The following is a 26422-nucleotide window of genomic DNA, read 5'->3' on the forward strand; positions in this document are numbered from 1 at the left end:
TCCGCGGAGCGGTCTCCCACGCGTGTCGATCCGAGGGGCGGAGGGTGCGCCTTGGCGCGCGCGTCCCCCTCGGTCCTGCTGCCGGGCGCCCGCCGTGGGCCGAGGAAGGCTCGCGCGCGGGCTCCGCGGGATTCCCCGCTCGTGGCCGGCGCCCGGACGAAGTGTGTCGAGGTTCGCCCATCTGGTGGCGAACCGTGCCACCGAACCGCTCCGATCTGCTCGGTCGTGTCCGCGCCCTGTGTCAGGGTGGGGACAAGAGCGGTCTATGGCCAAGGCCGGGTTGCCGAGACGGCGGCAGTGAGCAAGGCTGGCACGGCAGTTACGGGGAATGCCGTACGGGGAGGCGAGGGCATGGCACTGACCAAGGGGCTCGACTGGCTGCTGGACGATCTGACCACGCGGATCGAGCACATACGGCACGCCTTGGTGCTGTCCAACGACGGCCTGGTGACGGCGGCGAGCACGTCCCTCATCCGCGAGGACGCCGAACACATGGCCGCCGTGGCCTCCGGCCTGCACAGCCTCGCCAAGGGCTCTGGCCATCATTTTCGGACAGGTCAGGTACGTCAGGTGATGGTGGAGTTCGAGGAGGGTGTGCTGTTCGTGACGGCCGCCGGCGACGGAAGCTGCCTCTGCGTGCTCAGCCACGAGGAGGCCGACGTCGGTCAGATCGCCTACGAGATGGCTCTCCTCGTCAACCGCGTGGGTGAGCACCTCGGCGTCGAGGTACGCCAGCAAAGTGGCGCCCCGGGTGGTGTCTGAGCGGGCGTCACCGACCCCGTCCCGAAGTTATCCACAGGCGCGTCGCGCGCGTCCTCTCCCGAGCTACAGTCGTCACTGTCAGTGATCGACCGACGGGGGAGAGGCATCATGTCCGTACGGGCAGAGGACGGGCGCACGACGACCAGGGCGACCGTTTCACTCGGCAGCGCGGCCAGGGAGCTGGGCTGGCAGCGCAGAGAGCTGGAGTTCGCCGTGCAACTCGGTGCGGTGCGCTCCGTCGGACTGGGGGAGCCGGCCCCCTGGGGTCGGCTCGACGCCAGCGGTTCGCTCCCTCCGGCGGTGCCGGGAGCGTCATGGCAGCGGCGCGTGCTCCGCGCCGAGATCGACCGACTCGCGGCCGACCCCTCCGCACGCCAGATGCTGCGCGGGCGGCTGCGGCTCGTGGGCACGGCGGAGGCCGCGGAGCTGCTGGGGATCAGCCCCGGGCGCTTCACCCGGCTGGCGCGCGGTGGATGCGTCAGTCCCGCTCGCTTCTCCGTCAACCGCTACCGTGCCGTGGTCTGGTGGTACCTGGCGGCGGAGCTCCACGAGTTCGCGGCCAGCGAGCCGGGGCTGGGCGCACCACGCGCCCCCGAGCGGCTGCGCGCCATGATGCGGGCGGATGTCGACTGGCGTGGACGGAACTGGCGGGCCCGCCGGGTGGGGCAGCTCCTCGCCCACAGCGCCGATCCTTGGAGCCGGGCCGCCGTCTCGGCCGCTGTGCTGAGCGCCGAGGCCCTGGCCGAGACGGTCCCCGCGCCCGCCGAGCGGGCCTTTCTGCGCGAGCTCGACCCTCCGCTGAGCCCCGTGCGCGCGGTGGCTCCCGCCGTGTGCGCGGTGGTGGACACGGCGGTGACGGCCGACGGCCGCGACGAGGTGATCTGGCACCAGATCGGCCTGGCGACGGCGTTGGACGACGCCCGGGTCGCCCTGCGGGGATCACCCCAGGCGGCGGCCGTGCGCCAGGCACGCGATGCCACGTCAGCGGCGCGGGCGCTCCCCGAACCACCCACCGGCCCGGCCGACCCCGCCCAGCCGCACCACGCCGGGAGCTGTCGCGAAGCGACCCCGCTCGGCAGGCGTCGCGGCGTCTCCCAGCTTCCTCCGCCAGGGCGTCGCGCGGTGCCCCCGGGCACGCCCGCCGGGCGACCGGGGACAGCGTGGGAGTGGCTCGCGCATGTGGCCGCGGCTCGCCGTGCCCGCGAGCGTGGGAGTCTCCGACGGCCGGCGGCCCCCGGGAAGCGGGGAGCCGTGAGCGCCCACGAGCGGCGCCCGGCACGGCTGACCCACGACGACGGGGGCGCTGACCTCAGCCCTCGGTGGCCTGGCGGTGCGGGCGGAACAACCCCTCCTGCATGACGGAGACCAACAGGGCGCCGTCGCGGTCGAAGATCTGACCTCGTGCCAGGCCCCGGCCGCCCGTCGCGATGGGCGACTCCTGCTGGTAGAGAAACCACTCGTCTGCCCGGAAGGGCCGGTGGAACCACATCGCGTGATCCAGCGACGCCATGTCGAAGCCGCGCGGTCCCCACAGGGGTTCCACCGGGATGCGCACCGCGTCCAGGAGCGTCATGTCGCTGGCGTACGTCAGCGCGCAGGTGTGGACGAGCGGGTCGTCGCCCAGCGGCCCCACCGCCCGCATCCACACCCCGCTGCGCGGCTCCGCTCCCTTCAGCTCCTCGGGCGTCCACCGCAGCGGCTCCACGTAGCGAAGGTCGAACGCCTGTCGTCGCTCCATGCGCCGCAGCGCCTCGGGTAGCTCGCCCAGCCGCTCGCGGATGGCGTCACCGAGCTTGGGCAGCGACTCCGGGTCGGGTACGTCCGGCATCGGTACCTGATGCTCGAACCCCGGCTCCGGCTGATGGAAGGAGGCCGTCAAGTTGAAGATCGTCCGACCCTGCTGGACCGCCACCACCCGACGCGTGGTGAAGGACCGGCCGTCCCGCACCCGCTCCACCTGGTACACGATGGGCACCCCCGGCGTGCCCGGCCGCAGGAAGTACGCGTGGAGCGAGTGCACCGGGCGCTGGCCGTCGGTGGTCCGCCCCGCCGCCACCAGAGCCTGCCCGGCGACCTGTCCACCGAAGACCCGCTGCAGCGACTCGTCCGGGCTGCGCCCCCGGAAGATGTTGGTCTCGATGCGCTCCAGGTCGAGAAGGTCGACCAGCCGCTCGGCGGGGTTGGGCATCGGTGCTGCTCCTTTGCTGGCGTGCCGCGAGACACCGCCCGGCCGTGACCCGGCGCGGGCGGCGTCAGGGACGTTACAGCGTCCCCACGTCGGTCACGCGGATCACGGCGCGCCCCTCCTCGTCGGACGCGGCAAGGTCCACCTCGGCGGAGACGCCCCAGTCGTGGTCGCCTCCCGGGTCGGCGAAGGTCTGTCGGATGCGCCACAGCCCGTGCTCGGGTTGCTCCTCGATGCTCAGCAGCTTGGGGCCGCGCGCGTCGGGCCCGGTGCCGATCTCCTCGTACTCGTCCCAGTACGCGTCCAGGGCCCTGCCCCAGGCTTCCGCGTCCCAGCCCGACTCCGCGTCGAGCTCGCCCAGCTCGTCGGCCCGGTCCAACGCCGCCAGCTCCACACGGCGGAACATGGCGTTGCGCACCAGGACCCGGAAGGCGCGGGAGTTCGCCGTGACCGGCCGGACCTGGTCCGCCCGCTCCTGCGCCGCCTCCGCCGTCTCGGTCTCCGGGTTCGCCAGCTGCTCCCACTCGTCCAGCAGGCTGGAGTCGACCTGCCGCACCATCTCGCCCAGCCAGGCGATCAGATCCTCGAAGTCGTCCGACTTCAGGTCGTCCGGGACGGTGTGGTCCAGTGCCTTGTAGGCGCTGGCCAGGTAGCGCAGCACGATGCCCTCGGTGCGCGCCAGGTCGTAGAACGACGTGAACTCGGTGAACGTCATCGCGCGCTCGTACATGTCGCGGATCACCGACTTGGGCGACAGCGGGTGGTCGCCCACCCACGGGTGGCTCTTGCGGTAGAGGCCGTACGCGTGCGAGAGCAGTTCGTCCAGCGGCCGAGGGTAGGTGACGTCCTGCAGGAGCTCCATTCGCTCCTCGTACTCGACGCCGTCGGCCTTCATCTGCGAGACAGCCTCGCCCCGCGCCTTGTTCTGCTGCGCGGCCAGGATCTGCCGGGGGTCGTCCAGGGTCGACTCGACGACGGAGACCATGTCCAGGGCGTACGAGGGCGACTCCGGGTCCAACAGCTCGAAGGAGGCCAGGGCGAACGTCGACAGCGGCTGGTTGAGCGCGAAGTCCGCCTGCAGGTCGACCGTGAGCCGTACGATCCGGCCCTCGGCGTCGGGCTCGGCCAACTGCTCGACCACGCCGCCGTCCAGCAGGGAGCGGTAGATGGCCAGGGCGCGACGGATGTGCCGCAACTGGTTCCTGCGCGGCTCGTGGTTGTCCTCCAGCAGTCGCCGCATCGCCTCGAACGCGTTGCCCGGGCGCGCGATGATCGCCAGGAGCATCGTGTGGGTGACGCGGAACCGGGAGGTGAGCGGTTCGGGCTCGGAGGCGATGAGTTTCTCGAAGGTGTTCTGCCCCCAGTTGACGAACCCCTCGGGCGCCTTCTTGCGCACCACCTTGCGCCGCTTCTTCGGGTCGTCGCCCGCCTTCGCCAGCGCCTTCTCGTTCTCCACCACGTGCTCGGGCGCCTGGGCCACCACGAACCCGGCGGTGTCGAACCCGGCCCGGCCGGCCCGGCCGGCGATCTGGTGGAACTCGCGCGCCCGCAGCGTGCGCACCCGCTGCCCGTCGTACTTGGTGAGCGCCGTGAACAGTACGGTCCTGATCGGCACGTTGACACCGACGCCGAGTGTGTCCGTACCGCAGATGACCTTCAACAGCCCGGCCTGCGCGAGCCGTTCCACCAGCCGCCGGTACTTGGGCAGCATGCCCGCGTGGTGCACACCGATCCCGTGGCGCACGTAACGCGAGAGGTTGCGGCCGAACTTGGTGGTGAAGCGGAAGTTGCCGATCAGCGCGGCGATCTCGTCCTTCTCCGCGCGCGAGCACATGTTGATGCTCATCAGGGCCTGCGCCCGCTCCACGGCCGCGGCCTGTGTGAAGTGCACGATGTACACCGGCGCCTGGCGGGTCTCCAGCAGCTCCGTCAGCGTCTCGGTCAGCGTCGTGGTCCGGTACTCGTAGCTGAGCGGGACGGGGCGGGTCGCCGAGCGCACCACGGCCGTGGGCCGGCCCGTGCGCCGGGTCAGGTCCTCCTCGAAGCGGGAGACGTCTCCCAGCGTCGCCGACATGAGCACGAACTGCGCCTGTGGCAGCTCGATGATGGGGATCTGCCAGGCCCACCCCCGGTCGGGCTCGGCGTAGAAGTGGAACTCGTCCATCACCACCTGCCCGACGTCGGCGTCCTTGCCGTCCCGCAGCGCGATGGACGCCAGCACCTCGGCCGTGCAGCAGATGATGGGCGCGTCGGCGTTGACCGACGCGTCACCGGTGAGCATGCCGACGTTCTCGGTGCCGAAGAGCTTGCACAGCTCGAAGAACTTCTCCGACACCAGCGCCTTGATCGGAGCCGTGTAGAACGTGACCTCATCGCGCGCCAGCGCCGAGAAGTGCGCCCCCGCCGCCACCAGGCTCTTGCCCGAGCCGGTGGGCGTGGACAGGATGACGTTCGCGCCGGAGACCACCTCGATCAGCGCCTCCTCCTGGGCGGGATAGAGCGAGATACCACGTCCCTCCACCCAGGACGAGAACGTCTCGAAGAGGGCATCCGGGTCGGCGTCGCTCGGCATCTGATCGATAAGAGTCACGCCCCCATACTGCCTGCTCCCGACCCCCGCGCGGGAACCGACCGCACTAACGAAGATCGTTCGTGGTTAGGCTGTGCCGGGCCGATGAGCACACCACCCGCCAAGGAGCGGGCGCGAACAGGGGTGGGGAACGACGATGATGGGACCGGCGCATTCGCTGTCCGGAGCGGCGGCCTGGCTGGGGGTGGGAGCGGCAGCCGGGGCCGCCGGGCACCCCATGCCCTGGCCGGTGCTCGTCGTCGGCGCGCTGATCTGTGCCGGTGCCGCGCTCGCCCCGGACCTCGACCACAAGTCCGCGACGATATCCCGCGCCTTCGGGCCTCTCTCGCGGGCCCTGTGCGAGGTGATAGACAGCCTCTCGCACGCCGTCTACCAGGCCACTCGCAAGGCGGGCGACCCTCGGCGTACGGGCGGGCACCGCACGCTCACCCATACGTGGGCATGGGCGGTGCTGATCGGTGGCGGCGCCTCGGCGCTCGCCGTCACCGGAGGCCGCTGGGCCGTGCTGGGCCTGCTCTTCGTTCACATGGTGCTCGCCGTCGAGGGCCTGCTGTGGCGCATGGCCCGGGTCTCCAGCGACGTGCTGGTCTGGCTCCTGGGGGCCACCAGCGCGTGGATCCTGGCCGAGATACTCAACAAGCCCGGCAACGGATCGGACTGGCTGTTCACCGGCGACGGCCAGGAGTACCTGTGGCTGGGGTTGCCGATCGTGCTCGGCGCGCTGGTCCACGACATCGGGGACGCGCTGACGGTCTCCGGCTGCCCGATCCTGTGGCCCATACCCATCGGCCGCAAGCGGTGGTACCCGCTCGGCCCGCCCAAGGCTCTGCGGTTCCGTGCCGGAAGCTGGGTGGAGATCAAGGTGCTGATGCCTGTCTTCATGCTGCTGGGCGGCGTGGGCGGCCTGGGAGCACTGGGCTTCCTGTAGCCCGGTGCGGACCGGCGGCGGTGCGCTTCCACGGTCGGACGCGCCCGCCGGCCGCCCGCGAGGACGAGCGGGGGCCGCCCTCGGCCCAGCTGTGAACGTCCCGGCGCGGCGCCTCCCTCACGTCGGTAGCCGCACCCGTCACCGTCGTCAGGTGGGTGGGGGTGGCGGACGACGTGGGCCGGACCGCGCGTTGACGTGGGCGCTTCGTGTACGGCGTCGCCCGACCTCGTTCCCGCTCACCGGGCGGGGAGCGCGTCGGGCGTCATCGCCGTGACGGCACGCTCTCCCGCGGGGCGCCGCGAAGCCGCCTGTTCCCCCCGGGGCGCGGCGAGCTCGATGCCGGCAGGCCGTGCCCCGGGAGCCCGCCGAGCCGTGGCCTCCGTTCCGCCCGCGCGGGCAGGGTCGCCGACAAGGCATGCACGGTTCGGGAACGTGCCCGCCGCGCCGGGACCCCCGGCACTCCGTGATGAACCTGGTCCCGACTGGACGGGTCTGGTGCGCCGCGGGCCATCCCACGGCGAGCGCCGTTCGGAGCCGGCGGGCTGGTGGGTCGCTGGGCGGGTGGTCGGTGGGTCGGTGGCCAGGTCCCGTCAGCGCGACCGCGTGCGCGGGTGAGGAGGCGATCGCGCCCGCACCACGGCCGCCGGAGGGATGGCCGTCGTCGCAGGGAAGGGCCGCGTTCGCCGTCCAGGGTGCTCCCGCCACGCCAGGGCCACAGCCCTGGTCGTGGCCCCCACCGTCGGCCTGCCCCTGTTGTCGGACCAGGAGGAGCGGCCCGGCCGTGGCGAGCGAGGGCGCGGCATGTGACACTGTCCCACGTATCGGAAAAAGTAGATGAGTCGCGTCGAGCCTGAGAGGACTCCATGAGCCGCCCGACCCGCACCGTAGACCCCCTGCTGGTCCACAAGGCGCTGGCCAATCCGGCGCGCCTGCGGTTCATGCGGTGGTTGAAGGATCCGGCGCGGTACTTCGACGAAGCCGTCTACCGCGAGCGAGGTCTGGGGTTCCATATCGGGGTCTGTGTCGGTGAGATCCAGGCCCGCTCCGGACTCAGTCAGTCCGTCGTCTCCGGCTACCTGCAGACGCTCAAGGAAGCTGGCCTGCTGGAGTCCGAGCGGATCGGCAAGTGGACGTACTACCGGCGCGACGAGCGCGCGATCAGGGCGTTCGTCGAGCAGGTCCGCGACGAACTCTGATCCGCCGGCCACGGTCCCACGTGCTGGATCGCGTTCAGATGTATCTAGAAATCGCTATACGTAGGTGGGTGGCCCGGCCTCCCACCGGGGAAGACGAGCATGAGAAGAAACTCGCTGGCTGTTCTGTCGCTCGCTTTGGGTGTGTTCAGCATCATCACGACCGAGATGGGCATCGTCGGTGTGCTGCCGCAGACCGCCGACAGGTTGGGGGTCAGCACCTCGACCGCGGGCCTGCTCGTCGGGTCCTTCGCCCTCGTCGTGGCCCTCGCCGGCCCCTTCATGACGCTCGCGGCCTCTCGCGTCAACCGGCGGACCGTGCTGGCCGCGACCATGGGTGTCTTCGCCGTCTCGAACGCCGTCTACGCGCTCACCACGCACTTCGAGGTGATGCTGGCCTTCCGGATCATCCCCGCCCTGGTGCACCCGGTCTTCTTCTCGGTCGCCCTGGCCACCGCCGTGCGCCTCGCGAAGGCAGCGGACGCCGCCCGCGCGACCGCCCGTGTCTTCGCCGGCGTCACCGTCGGCTTCGCCTTCGGCGTGCCGCTCACGTCCTACCTCGCTGACCACTTCTCCCTGCAGACCGCCTTCTGGTTCGGCGCGGCCGTCAACCTGCTCGGCCTCGTGTGCGTCGCGCGGTTCCTGCCCACGATGCCCGCTGACGGACGCCTGTCCTACGGGGCCCAGCTGGGCGTACTGCGGGACAGCCGCACCTGGCTGACGTTGCTGTCCATCGTCTTCGTCTTCGCGGCACTGTTCTCGGTGTACGGCTACGTCGCCGAGTACCTCGCCGACGTGACCGGGATGAACGCCGCATGGATCAGCGCGATGCTGACGGTGTTCGGCATCGTCATGATCGGCGGTAACTTCGTCTTCGCCGCGCTCCTCCGCACAGGGGTCCACCGCACGACCCTCCTGCTTCCCATCCTGTGCGTCGTGGTCTACGCGCTGGTGTTCCTCCTCGGCGAGCACCTCGCTCCCATGGTCGCGGTCGTCCTGGTATGGGCGGCGGTGCACTCCGGTGGCCTCATCGTGTGTCAGGCCTGGCTCGGGCGGGACACGGAGCACGCGCCCGAGTTCGGCAACAGCCTGTTCGTCTCCTTCTCCAACCTGGGCATCACCGTGGGCACGACGGTCGGCGGCTGGGCGCTGACCTCCTGGAACACCCGCTCGCTGCCGTGGGTCGGAGCCGGCCTCGCGCTCACGGCCCTGACGCTCGTGCTGCTGCGCGTGACGCTGGACAAGCGTGACCCCAGGGCCTCGAAGCGGGTCGCGGAAGGAAGGCCCACACCGGCGGCGCCGTCGGCCCAGGCGTCAACGACCCAGGCCGGCTGAGAGCGACCCAGCTCAGAACCCACCCACGACCGCTCCCAGCCAGGCCAGCCCGCCCGCGCCGGCGGCGGCGGCCCGCGGCGCGACGACGAGCACGGGTGTCATGGCGAGAGGGACGGTGTCGCGCGCGGCGCACTCCCCGCCCCGAGGTGGGGCGTTCACGCGGACGAAGATCCCGGAGGAGATATCGGGCCGTCGTGGAGATCGCGTGTGCCCTGGCGCGCCGGTACGGAGCCGAACACCTCACCACTCGGGATCAAGCGCGTACCGGACGAACGGGCCGGTCACGCGCCGGATTCGGCATCGCCGCAACCACACGGGGGATTCAGAGCCGGGGGCTGGCCATGGCGCGTGGCCAGGGTCCATGGCCTCGGCGGGGTCGTGTGACGGCCAGCGGCACACGTCGAGGCGGTGCGGCCGGCGCGGGTCGCGCCGGCCGCCGGTGTCGTCGACCAGCGGCCCGCAGCGGTAGAACGGTGGCCGCGAGACGCGGGCCGGCGCCGCGACCGCCTACGCGCGACGGTTCGGCCAGCGCCGTGGCCTCGGGGCACGGCCTGGGTGTGTCGCCGTGACGGGCCGGCTCTCGGTCCTACTGGTGCCAGGAGCGCCACAGCGCGGCGTACGTGCCGTCGGCCGCCACCAGTTCGTCATGGCCACCGAGTTCGCTGATCCGACCGTCCTCGACCACGGCGATGACGTCGGCGTCGTGCGCGGTGTGCAGCCGGTGCGCGATGGCCACCACGGTGCGCCCCTCAAGGACCTGCGCCAACGAGCGCTCCAGATGGCGCGCCGCGCGGGGGTCGAGCAGCGAGGTCGCCTCGTCGAGCACCAACGTGTGCGGATCGGCGAGCACCAGCCGGGCCAGCGCGATCTGCTGGGCCTGGGCCGGCGTCAGCGTCAGGGCCCCCGAGCCGACCTCGGTGTCCAGGCCGCCCGTCAGCGCCCGGACCCACCCGTCGGCGTCCACGGCCGACAGCGCCGCCCACAGCTCCGGGTCCTTGGCCGTGGTCCGGGCCAGCAGCAGGTTGTCCCGCAGGGAGCCGACGAACACGTGGTGTTCCTGGTTGACCAGGGCCACCTGCCGGCGCACCCGTTCGGTGGGCATCCGCGCCAGCTCGGCCCCGCCGAGGGTCACCTCGCCCAGCCGGGGCGCGTAGATCCCGGCGAGCAGTCGCCCCAGGGTGGACTTGCCCGCCCCGGACGGTCCCACCAGGGCCACCCGCGTGCCCGAGGGCACCGCGAGCGTCACGTCGTGCAGCACGTCGGCGCCGGCCCGGTAGCCGAACCGCACCTCCTTCGCCCGCACCGCCCGACCCTTGGGGGTCACCGCCTCGTCGGTGTCGGGTGTCCCGATCTCCCGTACGCCCACCAGCCGGGCCAGCGACACCTGGGCGACCTGCAACTCGTCGTACCAGCGCAGAACGAGGCTCACCGGGTCGCCGAGCAGCTGCGCCAGCAGCGCCCCCGTGGTCAACTGCCCCACCGTCAACCAGCCCTGCAGGACGAAGGCGCCACCCAGCATCAACACCGCCGCCAGGATCAGCACGTGAGAGGCGCTCACCACGGGGAAGAGCACCGTGCGCAGCCACAGGGTGTACCGCTCCCAGCGCACCCACTCGGCGATACGCCGGTCGGACAGAGCCACCCGTCGGTCGCCGAGGCGGTGGGTCTCGATCGTGCGACCCGCGTCGACCATCTCGGCCAGCGTGGCGGCGACGGCCGCGTTCCCGGCCGCCTCCGAACGGTAGGCACTCGGCGCCCGGCGGAAGTACCAACGACAGCCGACCCACAGCACCGGCAGCGCCACGAGGACGGCCAGCCCCAGGGGTGGCGCCGTCACGGTGATCGCACCGAGCAGCAGCCCGGCCCACACCACGCCGATGGCCAGCTGGGGGACCGCCTCGCGCATGGCGTCGGCCAGCCGGTCGATGTCGGTCGTGATCCGCGACAGCAGGTCACCCGTGCCGGCCCGCTCCAGCACACCCGGCGGCAGCCGTACCGAGCGGACCAGGAAGTCCTCGCGAAGGTCGGCCAGCATCCGCTCGCCCAGCATGGCCCCGCGCAGCCGCACCTGGTGCACGAAGGCGGTCTGCACGGCCAGGGCCAGCGCGAACAGCGCCACAGTGCGGCCGAGCGCGATGTCCTCGCGCCCGGCCGCCAGGTCCTCCACGACCCCACCGAGCAGATAGGGCCCGACCATCGAGGCCAGCACGGCGGCCGTGTTCACCAGGATGAGCAGGACGAAGGCGCGCCGGTTGCGGCGCAGCAGCTCGCGGACGTAACCGCGCACGGTCGCCGGCGACCCGACCGGCAGGGTGGTGGCGGACTCGGGGGCGGCCGGGTCGTACTCGGGGGGCCTGAGGCCGATCATGCCGACTCCTCGACGTCGCTGGTCTGGTGGGCGGAGCCGGCCGGTCCGGTCGCCGTCAACTCCTCGTCGGTCTCCCGCGTCACCACGGCGCGGTACGCGGGCTCGCGGCGCAGCAACGCGCGATGGGTGCCCACGGCCGTCACCACGCCGTCGGGGACGAACACCACCCGGTCGGCCCGGTCGAGCAGCAGGGGGCTGGAGGCGAAGACGATCGTCGTACGCCCTCTCCGCAGCTCGCGCAGCCCGTCGGCGATCCGGGCCTCGGTGTGCGAGTCGACGGCGGACGTCGGCTCGTCGAGCACCAACACCCCAGGGTCGGCCACCAGGGACCTGGCCAGGGCCAGTCGTTGGCGCTGCCCGCCGGAGAGCGAGCGCCCACGCTCGGTGATCGTCGCCCCCTCGGCGGTTCCCGAGCCGTCGCCCTTCGCCTGTGCCAGCGCGGCCAGGACGTCGCCGCACTGCGCGGCGGCCAACCCCCGCTGGACGGTGACCGCGCCGGAGGTGGGGATGTCGAAGAGCTCGTCGAGGGTGCCGGACAGGAGCACCGGGTCCTTGTCCTGGACGAGGACGGCGGCCCGGGCGGCCTCCAGCGGCAGAGCGTCCAGTGCGACGTCGCCCAGGCGTACGGAGCGGGTGTGGGGCGCCGACGGCGTGGCGGCGGGCGCACCGCCCTCCGCGCGGACACCGTCGGACTCCGGGACGAGGCCGGCGCCCTCCGGGGTGTCCGAGGCGGTGGCCGAGGGGTCGGACGCGTGTCCGCCGAGCCGGTCGGCCAGGCGCCCCGCCGCGTCCGGGTCGCCGCACACCACCAGCGTCAGTTGGCCGGCCGGCGCCAGCAGGCCCGTCACCGGGTCGTACAGGTCACCGTCGGGCGCCGGCCCGGCCATGGGATCGGCGGGCTGAGCGAGCGGCGCCGCCGAGGTGGTCGGCGTCGGCTCGGCGGAGGAGCGGCGCAGGGCCAGCAGGCGGGCGGCCCGCTGGGCGGACGGCCGGCAGAAGGAGTACGCCATGGCGATCTCCTCGAAGTTGCGCAGCGGCAGCAGCAGGAAGGTGACCGCCCCGTAGACCGTGACCAGCTCCCCGACGGCGAGCCGGCCGTCGCGTACCAGCGCCACCCCGGACCAGACCACGGCGATCAGCAGCAGTCCCGGCAGCGCCACCTGCACGGCGGCGATGACGGCCCACATCCGGGCGCTGCGCACGGCCGCCGATCTGACCTCCTGGGACGCGGCGCGGTAGCGGTCGAGGAAGAGTTCCTCGCCGCCGATGCCACGCAGCACACGCAGGCCGGCCACCGTGTCGGCGGCCAGCTCCGTGGCCCGACCGGCCTTCTCCCGCTGGGCGTCGGCCCGCCGTGTGGCGCGCGGCAGCAGGGGCAGCACGCCGAGGGTGAGCAGCGGGATGCCGATCGAGACCACCAGCCCGAGCGCGGGCTGGTAGATGACCAGACCCACGCACACCGCCACCGTGGTCACCAGGGCCGCCGTGAACCGGGACACGGCCTCGACGAACCAACTGATCTTGTCCACGTCCCCGGTGGACACCGCCACCGCCTCGCCCGCCGCCACCCGTCGGGTCAGGGTCGAGCCGAGCTCGACGGCCTTGCGGGCCAGGAGCTGCTGGAGCCGGGTGGCCGAGGTGATCCAGTTGGTGACGGCCGCGCGGTGCAGCATCGTGTCGCCGGTCGCGGCGAGCACGCCGAGCAGCAGCAACAGTCCGCCGGCCAGCGCCAGTCGCCCGCCCGAGCGATCCACCACGGCCTGTACGCCCAGGCCGAGTGCCAGCGGCAGGCAGGCCAGCGCCGCCATGTGCAGCGAGCCCCACAGGGCCGCTGCCACCTGCTGACCCCACTGCCGCCTGCCGAGCCAGATCAGGAGGTGCGGTCCCGAGCGTGTGTCGGGGTGGCCGGGATCGGAGAAGGGCAAGTCTCGAAGCTGCATGACATCCCGGGCTAGCGACGGAGGGGCGGACGGCGAGGGGTGGGTGAGGACGTGAAAGGTTCGCCTCCCCGGCGGGGCCGCTTCAACTGGTTTTCCGCCCACCGCGACTGGTTTCCGCCGGTCACGCCGCCGCCCGCCGGGGGTGTCGCGGGCACGCCGGGCGGCGGCCCACACGGGTGCGACCATGGACGGCATGCGAAGGACGGGCGTACTGCGGGTGTTGGGGATAGCCGTGCTGGTCACCGGTCTGTTGGCCGGTTGTGATGGCGGTGCGGGCGGCGACGCGAGAAATCCGGGCGAAGATACCGGGCCCGCGACCTCGAAGCGGCCACCGGACTCGGACCGGCGCGGCATCCCGCGCGTGGGGGAGAAACTGGCGGCGAGGATCCCCGCCGCGACGCGACAGGCCGTGGTCGTGTACGGCAGGAGCGCCCACTCGGCCAAGTCCACCGTCGTGCTCTACACCAAGGACGGCGACCGCTGGCGGCGGGACCGCTCGTGGCCCGCGCACAACGGGCGACGGGGGTGGACGACCCACCACCACGAGAACGACAAGCGCAGCCCGGTCGGCGTCTTCACCCTCGGCGACGCGGGTGGCGTGCTGCCCGCGCCCGGCACCGACCTGCCCTACCACCACTCCGCGGCCTTCGCCGCCCCGCGCTACTGGCCGAAGACCCACTGGCACGACTTCGACTACGTGGTGGCGATCGACTACAACCGCGTCAGGGGTACGTCACCACTGGACCCGACGCGCCCGCAGGGCACCCGCAAGGGTGGCAGTATCTGGCTCCATCTCGACCACGGAAGTGGCACGTCAGGATGTGTGAGCCTGCCCAAGACAGGCATGGCGTACCTGCTCAGGACGCTCGATCCGGCACAGCACCCGGTCGTGGTGATGGGGGACAGGCGGCAGTTGGCCGCCTGAGCCCGGCGCGCGACCCGCGAGCAGCGGGGGCGGGCCGCGGACCGGGCGTCCGTCAGGCTCGGGCGGCCGAGGTCAGCCGTCGACGGGCTTGGGTGAATCGATGCCCGCGCGCGGCTTCCTCCACAGCCCGCGGGTGAAGTCGGGGATGTCCTGCGGGGCGCCGTTGGCCCTGATCGAGGCGTGGCTCAGCGGCAGCGGTGCGGTCCAGGTGGCCGCGTCGTAGACGTCGAAGTCCGGGACGAGGCCCAGCCGCATGCTCTGGACCAGGCGGAACAGCATGATGTAGTCCATGCCGCCGTGCCCACCCGGCGGGTTGGCATGTTCCTTCCACAGCCAGTGGTCCCAGTCCGCGTAGGTCGCGAAGTCACCCCACTGGTCGTCGTTCCTGTCCGGTTCCAGATAGATGCGCGCCGGATAGTCCTCGAAGACGCCCTTGGTCCCGCCGAGGATGTTCACGCGGCTGTAGGGGTGTGGGTTGGACACGTTGTGTTCCAGCCGAATGACACGGCCTTTGGCTGTCTGAATGAGACTGATCGACATGTCGCTCTCGATGTACGACTCCTTCCAACTCGGGTCGCCCGGCGGCATGTGTTCCGCGCGGTAGGCGGCCAGCCCGAGGGAGGGCGAGCCGAACGTCGTGACGCGGACGGCTCGATCACCCCGGTTGACGTCCATGTAGTTGGCGACGGGGGCGAACCCGTGGTTGGGGTAGAGGTCACCGCGCAGCCGGGTGTGCCACAGCCTGCGCCAGGGCCCCTCGTAGGAAGTGGGCGAGAACATCAGTGAGCGCAGGTCGTGGAGGTACGCGCCGGCGCCGTGCAGCAAGTCGCCGAAGAGACCCGCGTGCGCCATGCGCAAGACCCGCATCTCGTTCCGGCCGTACGCGCAGTTCTCCAGTTGCATGCAGTGGCGCCGCGTGCGCTCGGAGACGTCGACCAGCTCCCACAGCTGGGGCAGCTCCATGGCGACGGGGCACTCCACGCCGACGTGTTTGCCCTGGAGCATGGCCGTCCTGGCCATCGGGAAGTGGTTCTCCCAAGGCGTGGCGACGTAGACGAAGTCGAGGTCGGAGCGCTGGCACAGCCGTTCGTAGTCCTCCTCGTCCTTGGTGTAGAGCGCCGGTGCCGGCTGCCCGGCCGCCGTGACCTTGCGGGCGGCCCGCTCGGCCTTGTCGCGGACCACGTCGCACAGCGCGACCACACGCACGCCGGGGAGCGCGAGGAACAGATCGATCATGCCGCCGCCGCGCTGGCCCAGACCGATGATGCCGATCCGCACGGTGCCACGTCTTTCGAACGGCACCCCGATCATGGTCGCGGGCCGCCGGGCGGACGTCGCCGCCTCGGCGGGCTCGCCACGGGGCGCCGACCGGGTGGGCGCCGCCGTCGCGTGCTGGGTGCCGAGGGCGCCGCCGATGCCGAGCCCGGCGGCTCCGGCGGTCCACAGGACGGAGCGTCGGCTGGGGGCGGGGGAGTCGCCGCTCGACGGGTCGTCGGTCGTGCCGTGCCCGTGCGGTGTTGCCTCGTTCATCGAGCCTCCTGGAAAGCTGATGGCGCGTGGCGTGCTACGTCGCGTCAGACCCTGCTGGGTGGGGGGCTCGCGGCACAAGAGGCGGAACGCGGCTCCCGAGCGTGGACCGGAAACGGGCCCGGTCCGCGGGAAACGCTCGGGTCCGCGCGCGGGCCCCGCCGCTCCCTCGCCCCGCCCGACAACGTCTTGCCGCGCGCGAGGTGCGCTCACCGGCACCGACCGGGGGAGCGCCCTGACGGTCCGCCCGCCGGCCGCCCGATGTCCTAGAGGTCGCCGGCGCGGCCGTACGGACTGCCCGCGAGCGTGTCCAGCAGGCCGCCGAGCAGCTCGCGTTCGCGCGCGGTCAGCGGTTCCAGGATGTCCTCGGCCGCGGAGCGGCGGGCGTGGCGCAGCGCGCGGAGCGTCGCCCGGCCGGCGTCCGTCAGCTCGACGCGTATCACCCGCCGGTTCGAGGGATCGCTGACGCGACGCACCACACCGCTCGCCTCCAGGGCGTCCACCAGCGTGGTCACCGCGCGCGGGACGACCTCCAGCCGGGCGGCCAGATCGGCCATCCGCGGCGGCTCGGCGTCGTACTGCGCCACGGTGCGCAGCAGCCGGGCCTGGGCCGGTGTGATGCCCAGGGGCTCCAGATAGCGCTTCTGCGCGCGGTGCAGACGACGCGTGAGGCGCAGCAACTGCTCGGCGAGATGACCGGAGGCATCGGGGGCGGGCATGCCGAAAGCGTACAGGACCAGGTTCATTGTGAGCTTAGGTAACAATGAGCTATGCTCGGCAAGTCTCACGACCGGACGGTCCCGCGGACCTCCGCGTACCCGGAAGGAGTCCATGCGCGATCACGAACCACGGTGGGAGCCACCCGTCGCCGACCGCGACGAGCCGGCGCAGGTGCGTCGCATCCTGCGCCTCTTCCACCCCTACCGAGGCCGCCTCGCCCTGGTCGGGCTGCTCGTGGCCGCTTCCTCGCTGGTCACGGTGGCCTCGCCGTTCATGCTGCGCGAGGTGCTCGACACCGCCATCCCCCAGGGGCGCTCGGGGCTGCTGACCCTGCTGGTGTGCGGCATGATCATCGCCGCCGTCGTCAACAGCGTCTTCGGCGTCCTGCAGACCCTGATCTCCACCACGGTCGGTCAGCGGGTCATGCACGACCTGCGCACCGCGGTCTACGACCGGCTCCAGCGCATGCCGCTGGCGTTCTTCACCCGCACGCGTACCGGCGAGGTCCAGTCGCGCATCGCCAACGACATCGGCGGCATGCAGGCCACCGTCACCTCCACGGCCACGTCCCTGGTCTCGAACCTGACCAGCGTGATAGCCAGCATCGTGGCCATGCTGGCACTGGACTGGCGCCTGACGGCCGTCTCGCTGTGCCTGCTCCCGGTCTTCGTCTGGATCAGCCGCCGGGTCGGCCGGGAGCGCAAGCGGATCACCTCGCAGCGGCAGAAGCAGATGGCGGCGATGGCCGCGCTGGTCACCGAGTCGCTGTCGGTCAGCGGCATTCTGCTGGGCCGCACCATGGGGCGGGCGGACTCGCTCACCGCGGACTTCACCCGGGAGTCCGAGCGGTTGGTCGACCTGGAGGTGCGCTCCAGCATGGCCGGTCGCTGGCGGATGGCGACCATCGGCATCGTCATGGCGGCCATGCCCGCGATCATCTACTGGACGGCCGGCATGACGCTCCAGGGCGACGGCCCGAGCGTGACCATCGGCACCCTGGTGGCCTTCGTCTCGCTCCAACAGGGACTGTTCCGGCCCACGGTGAGCCTGCTGTCTACGGGTGTGCAGATGCAGACCTCGCTCGCCCTCTTCCACCGCATCTTCGAGTACCTGGACCTGCCGGTGGGTATCGCCGAGCCGGCGAAGCCGGTGCGCCTGGACACGGTCCGTGGGGACGTGCGCTTCGAGGGCGTGAGCTTCGCCTACGAGCCCGACGCCGCGGCCGACCCCAAGACGCCGGCCGGCCCCGCTCCCACCACCGGCCCCGGCCGCGTGAGGCCCACGCTGCGGAACATCGACCTCGCGGTGCCCGCCGGTGGCAGCCTGGCCGTGGTGGGACCCACGGGATCGGGCAAGAGCACCCTCAGCTACCTGGTGCCGCGCCTGTACGACGTGACCGGTGGACGGGTGCTCATCGACGGCGTGGACGTACGGGACCTCGGCTTCGACACGCTCGCCGACGCGGTGGGCGTGGTCTCCCAGGAGACGTACCTCTTCCACGCGTCCGTGGCGGACAACCTGCGGTTCGCCAAGCCCGACGCGACCGACGCGCAGATGCGAGCGGCGGCCGAGGCCGCGCAGATCCACGAGTACATCGCCGCCCTGCCCGACGGCTACGACACGCTCGTCGGCGAGCGCGGGTACCGCTTCTCGGGAGGGGAGAAACAGCGGTTGGCCATAGCGCGGACGATCCTGCGCGACCCACCGATACTGATCCTCGACGAGGCCACCAGCGCGTTGGACACCCGCACCGAGCACGCCGTACAGCGGGCCATCGACGCCCTGGCGGCCAACCGCACCACCATCACCATCGCGCACCGACTGTCCACGGTGCGCGAGGCCGACCAGATCGTCGTCCTGGACGGCGGTGACATCGTCGAGCGCGGCACACACGAGGAACTGCTGCTGAAAGCGGGCCGGTACGCCACGCTGGTACGCGGAAGCACCACAGCGGCGGAGGCGATACCGACCGGTTGAGGCGCGGGGCCGAGACACCGCGCCCCGGCCACGGGTCGGTGCCGTTCCAGCCCCTTCGACCGGTCGTCCTCGCGCGCCGGACCGTGGACCGGTCGGACGGCGCGCACGGCCGGGGCGTGCGCCGATCGAGTACGGACGGGACGCGGGTGCCGCTCTCTCGCGCCGGACCGTGGACCGGTCGGACGGCGCGCACGGCCGGGGCGTGGGCCGATCGAGCACGGACGGGACGCGGGTGCCGCTCTCTCGCGCCGCCGCCGGGCGTCCGGCGGTCCGGCGCGCGGGCGAGGGCCGGTCGACCCTCAGTTCGCGCGGGCGCCGCGCAGGGTCGCCAGCCTCGCCTCGATAGCGCCCAGGGCGCCGGGCCTGCGCCCCGGTACGCGGGTGCGCAGGGTCACCAGTTCGGCGGCCAGCGACCGGGCCCGCAGCAGGTCCTCGACGTGTTGCCACTGGTGGTGCGCCCGGTCGACGGCTCCCTCCACGTCGGCCTGGTCCGCCGGTTGGCCCGCGCCCAGGCGCGTGGTGGCGGCGGCCATCCACAGTTCGCAGGCCCGCGCCGGGTCGCCCGCGAGTCGGGCCAGATCCGCGCGCACCTCAAGCCAGTGCAGGGCCTGCGGGGAGTCGGGACCGGCCGAGCGGAACGCCTCCTGCTCCCAGGCCGCCGCCATCGCCGCCGCCTCGCTGTGCCGCCCCGCGTGAGCCGCCTCCAGTATCGCGCCGTGCGGATCGTGCACCACCGTGCCGCCCGCCGGCCCCGGCGCGTACGCGGGAGGCGGGCCGGGGTCGTACGGCGGTCTCGGGGTCGCCTCGGCGGCGGTGGCAGCCGACAGGGCGGACGGATCGGGCTCGACGGTCGCGGCCGGCACCGTCGCCGCCGATCCGGCCGCGCGGTCCGCCACGGCCGCCTTGGCCGCGAGGGGCGAAGGTGGCTCCTGCGCCCGAACATCCGGAACCGGAAGCTCGGGTGGGCCGTCCGCCGGCCAGATCGACGTGTCGGCGGTCTCGGTCGACGGCGCCGGGGAGGCCGACGGCACCGGTACGTCGCCAGCCGTCTCCGGTGCCGTCTCCGGTGGCACACCGGGTGAGCCGGCGGACTCCGACGCCACGTGATCTTGGTGGGGTGCGGGCGTCGGAGCCGGCGTGGCGTCGGGCTCGGTGCCCGGCCCGGGCACGGACGGCGGTGAAACGGAACCGCCGACGGAGGGCGCGGGCGCTTCGGCGATGGCCAGGTGTGTCTGGTGCGTGGGTGGCGCTGGTAGCGGCGACCGCGGGGCGGGTGTGGCCATCGGGAAGCCCGGGACCGGGGGCAGCCCCGTGCCCGGCGCGCCGGGCACGGGGGGCGCCCCCGGCGGCGCCCACGCGTGCGTCCCGACTGCCGGCGCCGTGCCGTCCGTCGGCCATGTCGGGTCCGTCGGCGTCGCCGCCTCGCGGGGCACTGGCGGCAGCGCGGCCAGGCTCCCGAGGTCCGGGGCGGCCGATCCGCCTTCCTCCGACGCCAGGAGCAGGGTCCGGCCCTGGTCGAGTCCGGCCTGCTCGGCCGCGTGCTGGTGCAACTGCGCCAGCGGGGGGCGGGAGGCCACGGCGCGCAACGTCGCCGCCAACGCCCGTGTGTAGTGCGGGGTGTTGAGCTGACGCCGGCGCGGCGGGGGAGCGACGCAGCCGTACAGCGCGAGGCCGGTGGCCAGGTGCGCGACGGTCAACCGGGGCCAGGCCGCCTCGTCGGCCGCCAGGTCGGCGAAGACGGTGGTGGCCCCGGCCGGCCGGTGGCCCAGTTCCGAGAGCAGCCAGTGCCAGGGAAGCGCGGTGTACCGGGCCGTCTTGGGCGTCGTGCGGGCCAGCGCCAGATGCGGCAGGTGTTGCTTGGCGTCCAGCGTCAACTGGCCCACGAGATAGACCAGTACGGGCCCCGGGTGCGCGGCGGCCGTACGCAGGTGGGTCAGCACGGTGTGCGGCTCGTCGGGATCGACGAGCTGCACCACCTGGGCGCCGCCCGTCACGCCCAGCAGCACCGTCGGTGCCACGGCCGCCAGCGGCGGCAGCGCGGCGGCCGTGTCCATCGCCCGTTGCCTGCCCGTTGGACCCGCCGCGATGAGCAGGGCGTATCCCGACTCGCTCGCCGCACCTGCCCCGTTGTTTGCCATGACAGCACCGTATCCGCTCCGGCCGTCCCGCCGGGGCTCGCCGGCCGGCTCGCACACAGTGCCGTGGCCCGGGGTGGATGTGCCGTAGCGGGCGGCAGTGGGCATTCCTGTTCCACCAACCGGGGGTAATCCGGTCATGTTGCTGCCCGGAAACGGGCAGTGGCAACCCCCGGTCGGTGTCGTGAAAACACCGTTGGCCTGGGGGTTTCCGGGGAGCTAACCGGGCAGAGACGGTCAGGAGAGATCCGGTGCCCGACCTGGTCTCATGCCAACTCCCCTTGTAGAAATCTGATCAGGAGCTGCCCGAACGGGCAGTGCGGCACGTCAGATGGAGAGACACAGTGGACGCAGAGGAACGCCGGCGCACGGTCCTCGAACTGGCTCGCCACACCGGCTCCGTCGTCGTGACGGAGCTCGCGGACAAGCTCGGGGTGTCCAAGGAGACCGTTCGGCGTGACCTGCACGCGATGGAGAACCGGGGCCTGTTACGCCGCACGCACGGCGGCGCCTATCCCGTGGAGAGCGCCGGCTACGAGACGACTCTCGCCTTTCGTACCACCATGCACGTCGCGGAGAAGTCCAGGATCGCCGCTGCCGCCGGCGCCCTGGTCGGCGACGCGGAGACGGTCTACGTCGACGAGGGGTTCACGCCCCAGCTCATAGCCCAGGCCCTGCCCCGCGAGCGGCCCCTGACCGTCATCACCTCGTCGCTGGCCACCGCGAGCGGCCTGGCGGTCAGCGACCGGATCACCGTGCTCCTGCTCGGCGGCCGGGTCCGTGGCAGCACACTGGCCTCCGTCGGCCACTGGACCACCCACATGCTGCAGGGATTCGTGATCGACCTGGCGTTCATCGGTGCCAACGGCATCTCCCGGCAGTACGGACTGACCACCCCCGACCCGGCCGTCAGCGAGGTCAAGGCCCAGGTGATGCGCGTCGCCCGGCGGCGCATCTTCGCCGGAGTGCACACCAAGTTCGGCGCCGTCAGCTTCTGTCGCTTCGCCGAGGCCCACGAGTTCGAGGTCATCATCACCGACACCGGGCTCCCGCTGGCCGAGGCCCACCGCTACGCCCTCCTCGGGCCCCAGGTGCTCCGCGTCTGACCGCACCGCACCGTGGCCGACGGCCCCCGTAACGACCGGAGCCCCCGGCCAACCGGCCGGCCCGGACCGGCCGCCCGCGCCCCGTCGGCCGGGACGACGGCGCCCACCGACCCCGACCCCACCGGAGACGCCTGACCCCACACCGACCCCCCACCATCCCGCGCCCACGCACCCGCGCGCGACCCACCACCACGGTGCCCGTGCCCACGCGCCAGCGCGCCTGGCCCCAGCCCGCTCACCCCGTCGGCCTCCGGTCGCACGGCGAGCGCGGGGCCCCTCGCGCGCCGCGAGCCGCCGGCCCACCCGGGCCCGACCCAGGGCCCCGCACAGCCACCCAGCTCACCGATCACGGGGAGAACCCATGTCCAGCCACACCGGCCGCGGCGCCCGCGCACTGCTCGCCGCCGCCTCGGCGGGGGCGCTCGTCGCGGCGTGCACCGGATGCGAGGGGTACGCCGGCGCAGGCGGCTCCTCGCTCTTCGGGGGCGATGCCATCAACGTGCTGATGGTCAACAACCCGCAGATGACGGAGTTACAGAAACTGACCAAGCGGCATTTCACCAAGAAGACCGGAATCAAGGTGAACTTCACCGTGCTGCCGGAGAACGACGTCCGCGACAAGATAAGTCAGGACTTCTCCCACCAGGCGGGCCAGTACGACGTCGCCACCATCAGCAATTTCGAGGTGCCCTTCTTCTCCGCACACGGCTGGCTACGCGACCTGGGCCCCTATCTCGCCCGGGACACCGCCTTCGACCAGCGCGACATTCTGGCGCCGGTGCGCCAGTCGCTGACCGCCGACGACGGCAAGGTGTACGCCGAGCCGTTCTACGGCGAGTCCTCTTTCCTGATGTACCGCAAGGACGTCCTCGCCGAGCTCGGTCTGACCATGCCCGCCGCACCCACCTGGGAGCAGGTGGCCGACATCGCCGCGAGGACCGACGGCGCGCGGCCCGGCATGAAGGGCATCTGCCTGCGCGGACTGCCCGGTTGGGGCGAGCTGACCGCGCCACTGACCACCGTGGTGAACACCTTCGGCGGCACCTGGTTCACCAAGGACTGGAAAGCCCGACTCACCTCGCCGGAATTCGTCGAGGCCACCGAGTTCTACGTCGACCTGGTACGCGAACACGGACAGTCGGGTGCCGCGCAGTCGGGATATGCCGAATGCCTGAACAACATGACCCAGGGCAAGAGCGCCATGTGGTACGACGCCACCGCCGCGGCCGGCACCCTGGAAGAGACAAAGTCCCCGGTCAAGGGAAAGATCGGATACGTCAGGGCGCCGGTGAACAGGACCGCCGACTCCGGCTGGCTCTACACCTGGGCCTGGGGCCTGCAGAAGGCGTCCACCAAGGCGGACGACGCCTGGGAGTTCATCTCCTGGGCTTCCGGCAAGGAATACGAGGCGCTGGTGGGACGCGAGAGCGGCTGGGCCAACGTGCCGGCGGGCAAACGCGCCTCGACGTACGCCCGACCCGAGTACCGCTCCGCGGCCGGCGCGTTCGCCGACGTCACCCACCGCTCCATCGCCGCTACCAGGCCGCGTGACCCGGGCGTCCAGCCGCGACCGACCGCCGGTATCCAGTTCGTCGGCATCCCCGAGTTCACCGACCTGGGCACCCGCGTCTCGCAGGAGATCAGCTCGGCGATCGCCGGCCGACAGTCGGTGCGCCAGGCGCTGCGCGCCTCCCAGCGAATGGCCGAGCGGGTCGGTCAGGAGTACCGGGACCGATGAGCGCGCCCACCACCGGACCACGAGCCCCCGCCACCCCCACACCGGCCGCACGCCCACAGCCGCCCCACCGCCTGAAGGTGTGGGCGACGCGCGCGCCCCTGCTGCCCGCCCTGGTCTTCCTGATCGCCGTCACCCAACTGCCCTTCGTGGCCACCCTGGTGATCTCGCTCTTCGACTGGAACTCGCTGGACCCCGACGCGCGGCACTTCACCGGACTGAGCAACTACCGGCACGCCGCCGAGGACGCCGCGCTGCGCGAGTCGGTGCTCACCACGGCCGTGCTCACCGCCAGCGTCGTGCTGGCCAGCCTCGTCCTCGGCCTGCTGCTCGCCCTGCTGCTCGACCGCGAGTTCCGGGGCCGGGGCGTGGTGCGTACCCTGCTCATCGCGCCGTTCCTCATCGTCCCGGTCGCCGCCGCGCTGTTGTGGAAGCACGTCCTCTACAACCCCGAGTACGGCCTGTTCAACGGCGCCCTGACCTGGGTGGCCGCGCGCTTTGGGGACGACAGTCCGCCCCAGCCGGACTGGGTCACGGACATGCCGCTGCTGGCCGTCGAGGCATCGCTGGTGTGGCAGTGGACACCGTTCATGATGCTGATCCTGCTGGCGGGGTTGCAGAGCCGCCCCACCGACATGATCGAGGCGGCACGCATCGACGGCGCGGGCAACTGGCAGATCTTCCGCTACCTCACCCTGCCGCACCTGCGTCGCTACCTGGAGCTCGGCGTGCTGCTGGGCTCGGTGTACATCGTGCAGAACTTCGACGCGGTCTTCACCATCACCGCGGGTGGCCTGGACACGGCCAACCTGCCGTACACCATCTACCAGACCTTCTACCAGGCCCACGAGTACGGCCAGGCGTCCGCGGCCGGCGTGCTCGTCGTCATCGGCTCGATCATCATCGCGACCTTCGCGCTGCGGGTGGTCTCGTCGCTGTTCACCGAGGAGGCGTCCCGCCGATGACCGCCACCGCTCCCGCCGACGCCACCGCGACCCCCGCGCCCCGGGCGCCGGCCCCCCGGCGCCCCGCACCGGCCGGCCCGCGACGCCGGGCCCGACGCCGGGGAGCCGCGCTCGGCCTGCTCGCCTGGCTGGTCGGTGTCCTCTTCTTCCTGCCCGTGGCCTGGATGGTGCTCACCTCCCTGCACTCGGAGTCCGACGCGGCGACCAACCCGCCCGCCCTCGGCGCCTCCCTGACCTGGGACGGCTACCGCACCTTCTTCGGTACCGACGGCGGTGCCAGCCCCTGGCCCCCGCTGATCAACTCCCTGACGGCCAGCGTCTGCTCCACCCTGCTCGTGCTGGTGCTCGCGCTGCCCGCCGCGTACGCGCTGTCGCTGCGACCGGTACGTACGTGGACGGACGTGCTGTTCTTCTTCCTCTCCACCAAGATGCTGCCGGTCGTCGCCGGGCTGCTGCCGGTCTACCTGTTCGCCAGGAACACCGGCCTGCTGGACAACATCTGGTTGCTGGTCATCCTCTACACCTCCATGAACCTGCCGATCGCGGTGTGGATGATGCAGTCCTTCCTGGCCGACGTCCCGGTGGCGATCATCGAGGCGGCACAGCTCGACGGGGCGCCGCTGCGCACCATCCTGACCCGCGTCATCGCCCCGGTCGCCGGCCCCGGCATCGCCGCCACCTCGCTGATCTGCTTCATCTTCAGTTGGAACGAGATGCTCTTCGCCCGTGTGCTGACCGGTGTCCGGGCGCAGACCGCGCCGGTCTTCCTCACCAGCTTCATCACCAGCCAGGGCCTGTTCCTGGCGAAGGTCTGCGCCGCGTCCGTCGTGATCTCCCTCCCGGTGCTCGCCGCCGGGTTCGCCGCCCAGGACAAGCTCGTCCAGGGCCTGTCGCTAGGAGCAGTGAAATGAGGACCGCGCTCATCGAGTCCGTCGGCAAGGTCACCGTGACAACCGTTCCCGATCCCACCCCCGGGCCGCGCGAGGTCGTCGTGGACGTCGCGGCCTGCGGCCTGTGCGGAACGGACCTGCACATTCTGGAGGGGGAGTTCGCGCCGACCCTGCCGATCGTGCCCGGCCACGAGTTCGCCGGCGAGGTGGTCGGCCTCGGCAGCCAGGTGAGCGAACTGGCGATCGGCGACCGGGTGGCCGTCGACCCCTCCCTGTACTGCCAGGCGTGCCGCTACTGCCGCAGCGGGCGCGGCAACCTGTGCGACAACTGGAACGCCATCGGCGTCTCGGTCGCCGGCGGCGCCGCCGAGTACGCCCTGGCGCCGGTCGGCAACTGCGTGAAGCTGCCCGACCACGTCTCCCTCCAGGACGCCGCGCTCATCGAGCCCCTCTCGTGCGCCGTACGCGGCTACGACGTACTCAACAACCACCTGGGCGCCGAGGTGCTGATCTACGGCAGCGGCACCATGGGCCTGATGATGCTCGAACTGGCCAAGCGCACCGGCGCCGCCAGCGTGGATGTCCTCGACCTCAACCCGGACCGGTTGGCCACCGCCCGCGCGCTCGGCTGTTCCCGCGCGGCGGCCGGCGCGCGGGAACTGGACCAGCCGCGCGGCTGGGACGTGGTCATCGACGCCACCGGACACGCCGAGGCCATCCAGGACGGCCTGCGGCGGGTCGCCAAGGCGGGAACCTTTCTGCAGTTCGGTGTGGCCGACTACGCCACCACCGCGACCATCGAGCCCTACCGCATCTACAACCAGGAGATCACCATCACCGGTTCGATGGCGGTGCTGCACAGCTACGAACGGGCGGCGAACCTGTTCGCCGCCGGGGTGCTCGACCCCGCCGTGTTCATCAGCGACCGCCTGCCGTTGGAGAGCTACCCGCGGGCGCTGGAGCAGTTCCGCGCCGGTGTGGGTCGCAAGATCGTGGTGGTGCCGTAGAGCACACGCACCGAGTGCCTCTCCCGTGGACATCCGACGAGGCGGCCGGGGCATGCCCACCCCCGGCCGCGTCCACCGGGGACGAGGCCGCGTCCCCCGCGCGGCCCGTCCCCGACCCGCGCCCGCCTCTACGC

General features: G+C 72.2%; 20 protein-coding genes. 12 read left to right on the plus strand and 8 right to left on the minus strand.

What is annotated here, in order from left to right; translation table 11 throughout:
- The first annotated feature begins 351 nt into the window (after positions 1-351).
- Both ACFVFR_RS17655 and ACFVFR_RS17660 read left to right on the plus strand, forming a co-directional pair.
- Positions 352-762: a roadblock/LC7 domain-containing protein gene (locus ACFVFR_RS17655; RefSeq protein WP_383702469.1), complete on the plus strand. Its 411-nt coding sequence runs from the start codon at positions 352-354 to the stop codon at positions 760-762.
- 108 nt (positions 763-870) lie between these two features.
- The gene (locus ACFVFR_RS17660) at positions 871-2121 is read left to right on the plus strand and encodes a DUF6397 family protein (protein WP_383702471.1); all 1251 of its coding nucleotides are present in this window, start codon (positions 871-873) and stop codon (positions 2119-2121) included.
- Here the strand turns inward: ACFVFR_RS17660 and ACFVFR_RS17665 are convergent.
- Positions 2072-2950: an acyl-CoA thioesterase gene (locus ACFVFR_RS17665; RefSeq protein ID WP_383702474.1), complete on the minus strand. Its 879-nt coding sequence runs from the start codon at positions 2948-2950 to the stop codon at positions 2072-2074. The genes ACFVFR_RS17660 and ACFVFR_RS17665 overlap by 50 nt on opposite strands.
- Before the next feature lie 73 nt (positions 2951-3023).
- On the minus strand, positions 3024-5537 hold the full coding sequence (locus tag ACFVFR_RS17670) for a DEAD/DEAH box helicase (protein ID WP_383702476.1): 2514 nt from the start codon (positions 5535-5537) through the stop codon (positions 3024-3026).
- A 136-nt stretch (positions 5538-5673) separates the two neighbouring features.
- On the opposite strand from ACFVFR_RS17670, the gene ACFVFR_RS17675 reads away from it, so the two are divergent.
- From ACFVFR_RS17675 to ACFVFR_RS17685, 3 genes are all read left to right on the plus strand, one after another.
- Positions 5674-6465 (plus strand): metal-dependent hydrolase, encoded by a 792-nt coding sequence (locus ACFVFR_RS17675; protein WP_383702478.1) that lies wholly within the window; start codon positions 5674-5676, stop codon positions 6463-6465.
- A 938-nt stretch (positions 6466-7403) separates the two neighbouring features.
- Positions 7404-7661 carry an ArsR/SmtB family transcription factor gene (locus tag ACFVFR_RS17680; RefSeq protein WP_383702480.1) on the plus strand — a complete coding sequence of 86 codons (258 nt, stop codon included), beginning with the start codon at positions 7404-7406 and terminating at the stop codon, positions 7659-7661.
- A 99-nt stretch (positions 7662-7760) separates the two neighbouring features.
- A complete protein-coding gene (locus ACFVFR_RS17685; RefSeq protein ID WP_383702482.1) occupies positions 7761-8993 on the plus strand; it encodes an MFS transporter in 1233 nt (410 codons plus the stop codon).
- Between the two features lie 12 nt (positions 8994-9005).
- Here the strand turns inward: ACFVFR_RS17685 and ACFVFR_RS17690 are convergent, their stop codons facing one another.
- The 3 genes from ACFVFR_RS17690 to ACFVFR_RS17700 form a co-directional block, all read right to left on the minus strand.
- Positions 9006-9152 (minus strand): hypothetical protein, encoded by a 147-nt coding sequence (locus ACFVFR_RS17690; RefSeq protein WP_383702484.1) that lies wholly within the window; start codon positions 9150-9152, stop codon positions 9006-9008.
- Positions 9153-9579: 427 nt separating this feature from the next.
- Positions 9580-11361 carry an ABC transporter ATP-binding protein gene (locus ACFVFR_RS17695; RefSeq protein ID WP_383702486.1) on the minus strand — a complete coding sequence of 594 codons (1782 nt, stop codon included), beginning with the start codon at positions 11359-11361 and terminating at the stop codon, positions 9580-9582.
- On the minus strand, positions 11358-13301 hold the full coding sequence (locus ACFVFR_RS17700; RefSeq protein WP_383702488.1) for an ABC transporter transmembrane domain-containing protein: 1944 nt from the start codon (positions 13299-13301) through the stop codon (positions 11358-11360). The genes ACFVFR_RS17695 and ACFVFR_RS17700 overlap by 4 nt, the downstream gene beginning before the upstream one ends.
- Before the next feature lie 193 nt (positions 13302-13494).
- Here ACFVFR_RS17700 and ACFVFR_RS17705 point away from each other — a divergent pair, with 193 nt between their 5' ends.
- Entirely contained in the window at positions 13495-14226 is a 732-nt protein-coding gene (locus ACFVFR_RS17705) for a L,D-transpeptidase family protein (protein ID WP_383702490.1), read from the plus strand.
- Positions 14227-14298: 72 nt separating this feature from the next.
- On the opposite strand, the gene ACFVFR_RS17710 is transcribed toward ACFVFR_RS17705, so the two are convergent.
- Together ACFVFR_RS17710 and ACFVFR_RS17715 are read right to left on the minus strand one after the other, a co-directional pair.
- On the minus strand, positions 14299-15756 hold the full coding sequence (locus ACFVFR_RS17710; RefSeq protein WP_383702492.1) for a Gfo/Idh/MocA family protein: 1458 nt from the start codon (positions 15754-15756) through the stop codon (positions 14299-14301).
- 263 nt (positions 15757-16019) lie between these two features.
- Positions 16020-16472 (minus strand): MarR family winged helix-turn-helix transcriptional regulator, encoded by a 453-nt coding sequence (locus tag ACFVFR_RS17715; protein WP_383702494.1) that lies wholly within the window; start codon positions 16470-16472, stop codon positions 16020-16022.
- A gap of 112 nt (positions 16473-16584) precedes the next feature.
- On the opposite strand from ACFVFR_RS17715, the gene ACFVFR_RS17720 reads away from it, so the two are divergent.
- Positions 16585-18450, plus strand: coding sequence for an ABC transporter ATP-binding protein (locus ACFVFR_RS17720; protein ID WP_383702496.1), 1866 nt, complete (start codon positions 16585-16587; stop codon positions 18448-18450).
- Positions 18451-18749: 299 nt separating this feature from the next.
- Here ACFVFR_RS17720 and ACFVFR_RS17725 read toward each other — a convergent pair whose 3' ends face one another.
- Positions 18750-20588 (minus strand): hypothetical protein, encoded by a 1839-nt coding sequence (locus tag ACFVFR_RS17725; RefSeq protein WP_383702498.1) that lies wholly within the window; start codon positions 20586-20588, stop codon positions 18750-18752.
- A gap of 341 nt (positions 20589-20929) precedes the next feature.
- On the opposite strand from ACFVFR_RS17725, the gene ACFVFR_RS17730 reads away from it, so the two are divergent.
- The 5 genes from ACFVFR_RS17730 (at position 20930) to ACFVFR_RS17750 (ending at position 26288) form a co-directional block, all read left to right on the plus strand.
- Positions 20930-21691, plus strand: a complete 762-nt coding sequence (locus tag ACFVFR_RS17730; protein ID WP_383702500.1) for a DeoR/GlpR family DNA-binding transcription regulator — start codon at positions 20930-20932, stop codon at positions 21689-21691.
- A gap of 361 nt (positions 21692-22052) precedes the next feature.
- Entirely contained in the window at positions 22053-23429 is a 1377-nt protein-coding gene (locus ACFVFR_RS17735) for an ABC transporter substrate-binding protein (protein WP_383702502.1), read from the plus strand.
- On the plus strand, positions 23426-24391 hold the full coding sequence (locus ACFVFR_RS17740; protein WP_383702504.1) for a carbohydrate ABC transporter permease: 966 nt from the start codon (positions 23426-23428) through the stop codon (positions 24389-24391). The genes ACFVFR_RS17735 and ACFVFR_RS17740 overlap by 4 nt, the downstream gene beginning before the upstream one ends.
- The gene (locus ACFVFR_RS17745; protein ID WP_383702506.1) at positions 24388-25302 is read left to right on the plus strand and encodes a carbohydrate ABC transporter permease; all 915 of its coding nucleotides are present in this window, start codon (positions 24388-24390) and stop codon (positions 25300-25302) included. Before ACFVFR_RS17740 ends, ACFVFR_RS17745 begins: the two co-directional genes overlap by 4 nt.
- The gene (locus ACFVFR_RS17750; RefSeq protein WP_383702508.1) at positions 25299-26288 is read left to right on the plus strand and encodes a zinc-dependent alcohol dehydrogenase family protein; all 990 of its coding nucleotides are present in this window, start codon (positions 25299-25301) and stop codon (positions 26286-26288) included. Before ACFVFR_RS17745 ends, ACFVFR_RS17750 begins: the two co-directional genes overlap by 4 nt.
- Positions 26289-26422 lie beyond the last annotated feature (134 nt).

It is taken from the genome of Streptomyces sp. NPDC057702 (assembly GCF_042799315.1).
Classification (GTDB): Bacteria; Actinomycetota; Actinomycetes; order Streptomycetales; family Streptomycetaceae; genus Streptomyces.

Excerpts from the sequence above, each read along its gene's own strand:
- ACFVFR_RS17715 (WP_383702494.1), bottom strand. The coding sequence starts at position 16,472 with ATGCCCGCCCCCGATGCCTCCGGTCATCTCGCCGAGCAGTTGCTGCGC.
- ACFVFR_RS17700 (WP_383702488.1), bottom strand. The coding sequence starts at position 13,301 with ATGCAGCTTCGAGACTTGCCCTTCTCCGATCCCGGCCACCCCGACACA.
- ACFVFR_RS17720 (WP_383702496.1), top strand. The coding sequence starts at position 16,585 with ATGCGCGATCACGAACCACGGTGGGAGCCACCCGTCGCCGACCGCGAC.
- ACFVFR_RS17735 (WP_383702502.1), top strand. The coding sequence starts at position 22,053 with ATGTCCAGCCACACCGGCCGCGGCGCCCGCGCACTGCTCGCCGCCGCC.
- ACFVFR_RS17725 (WP_383702498.1), bottom strand. The coding sequence starts at position 20,588 with ATGGCAAACAACGGGGCAGGTGCGGCGAGCGAGTCGGGATACGCCCTG.
- ACFVFR_RS17680 (WP_383702480.1), top strand. The coding sequence starts at position 7,404 with ATGCGGTGGTTGAAGGATCCGGCGCGGTACTTCGACGAAGCCGTCTAC.
- ACFVFR_RS17685 (WP_383702482.1), top strand. The coding sequence starts at position 7,761 with ATGAGAAGAAACTCGCTGGCTGTTCTGTCGCTCGCTTTGGGTGTGTTC.
- ACFVFR_RS17705 (WP_383702490.1), top strand. The coding sequence starts at position 13,495 with ATGCGAAGGACGGGCGTACTGCGGGTGTTGGGGATAGCCGTGCTGGTC.
- ACFVFR_RS17745 (WP_383702506.1), top strand. The coding sequence starts at position 24,388 with ATGACCGCCACCGCTCCCGCCGACGCCACCGCGACCCCCGCGCCCCGG.
- ACFVFR_RS17740 (WP_383702504.1), top strand. The coding sequence starts at position 23,426 with ATGAGCGCGCCCACCACCGGACCACGAGCCCCCGCCACCCCCACACCG.
- ACFVFR_RS17695 (WP_383702486.1), bottom strand. The coding sequence starts at position 11,361 with ATGATCGGCCTCAGGCCCCCCGAGTACGACCCGGCCGCCCCCGAGTCC.
- ACFVFR_RS17750 (WP_383702508.1), top strand. The coding sequence starts at position 25,299 with ATGAGGACCGCGCTCATCGAGTCCGTCGGCAAGGTCACCGTGACAACC.
- ACFVFR_RS17655 (WP_383702469.1), top strand. The coding sequence starts at position 352 with ATGGCACTGACCAAGGGGCTCGACTGGCTGCTGGACGATCTGACCACG.
- ACFVFR_RS17710 (WP_383702492.1), bottom strand. The coding sequence starts at position 15,756 with ATGAACGAGGCAACACCGCACGGGCACGGCACGACCGACGACCCGTCG.
- ACFVFR_RS17660 (WP_383702471.1), top strand. The coding sequence starts at position 871 with ATGTCCGTACGGGCAGAGGACGGGCGCACGACGACCAGGGCGACCGTT.
- ACFVFR_RS17665 (WP_383702474.1), bottom strand. The coding sequence starts at position 2,950 with ATGCCCAACCCCGCCGAGCGGCTGGTCGACCTTCTCGACCTGGAGCGC.
- ACFVFR_RS17675 (WP_383702478.1), top strand. The coding sequence starts at position 5,674 with ATGATGGGACCGGCGCATTCGCTGTCCGGAGCGGCGGCCTGGCTGGGG.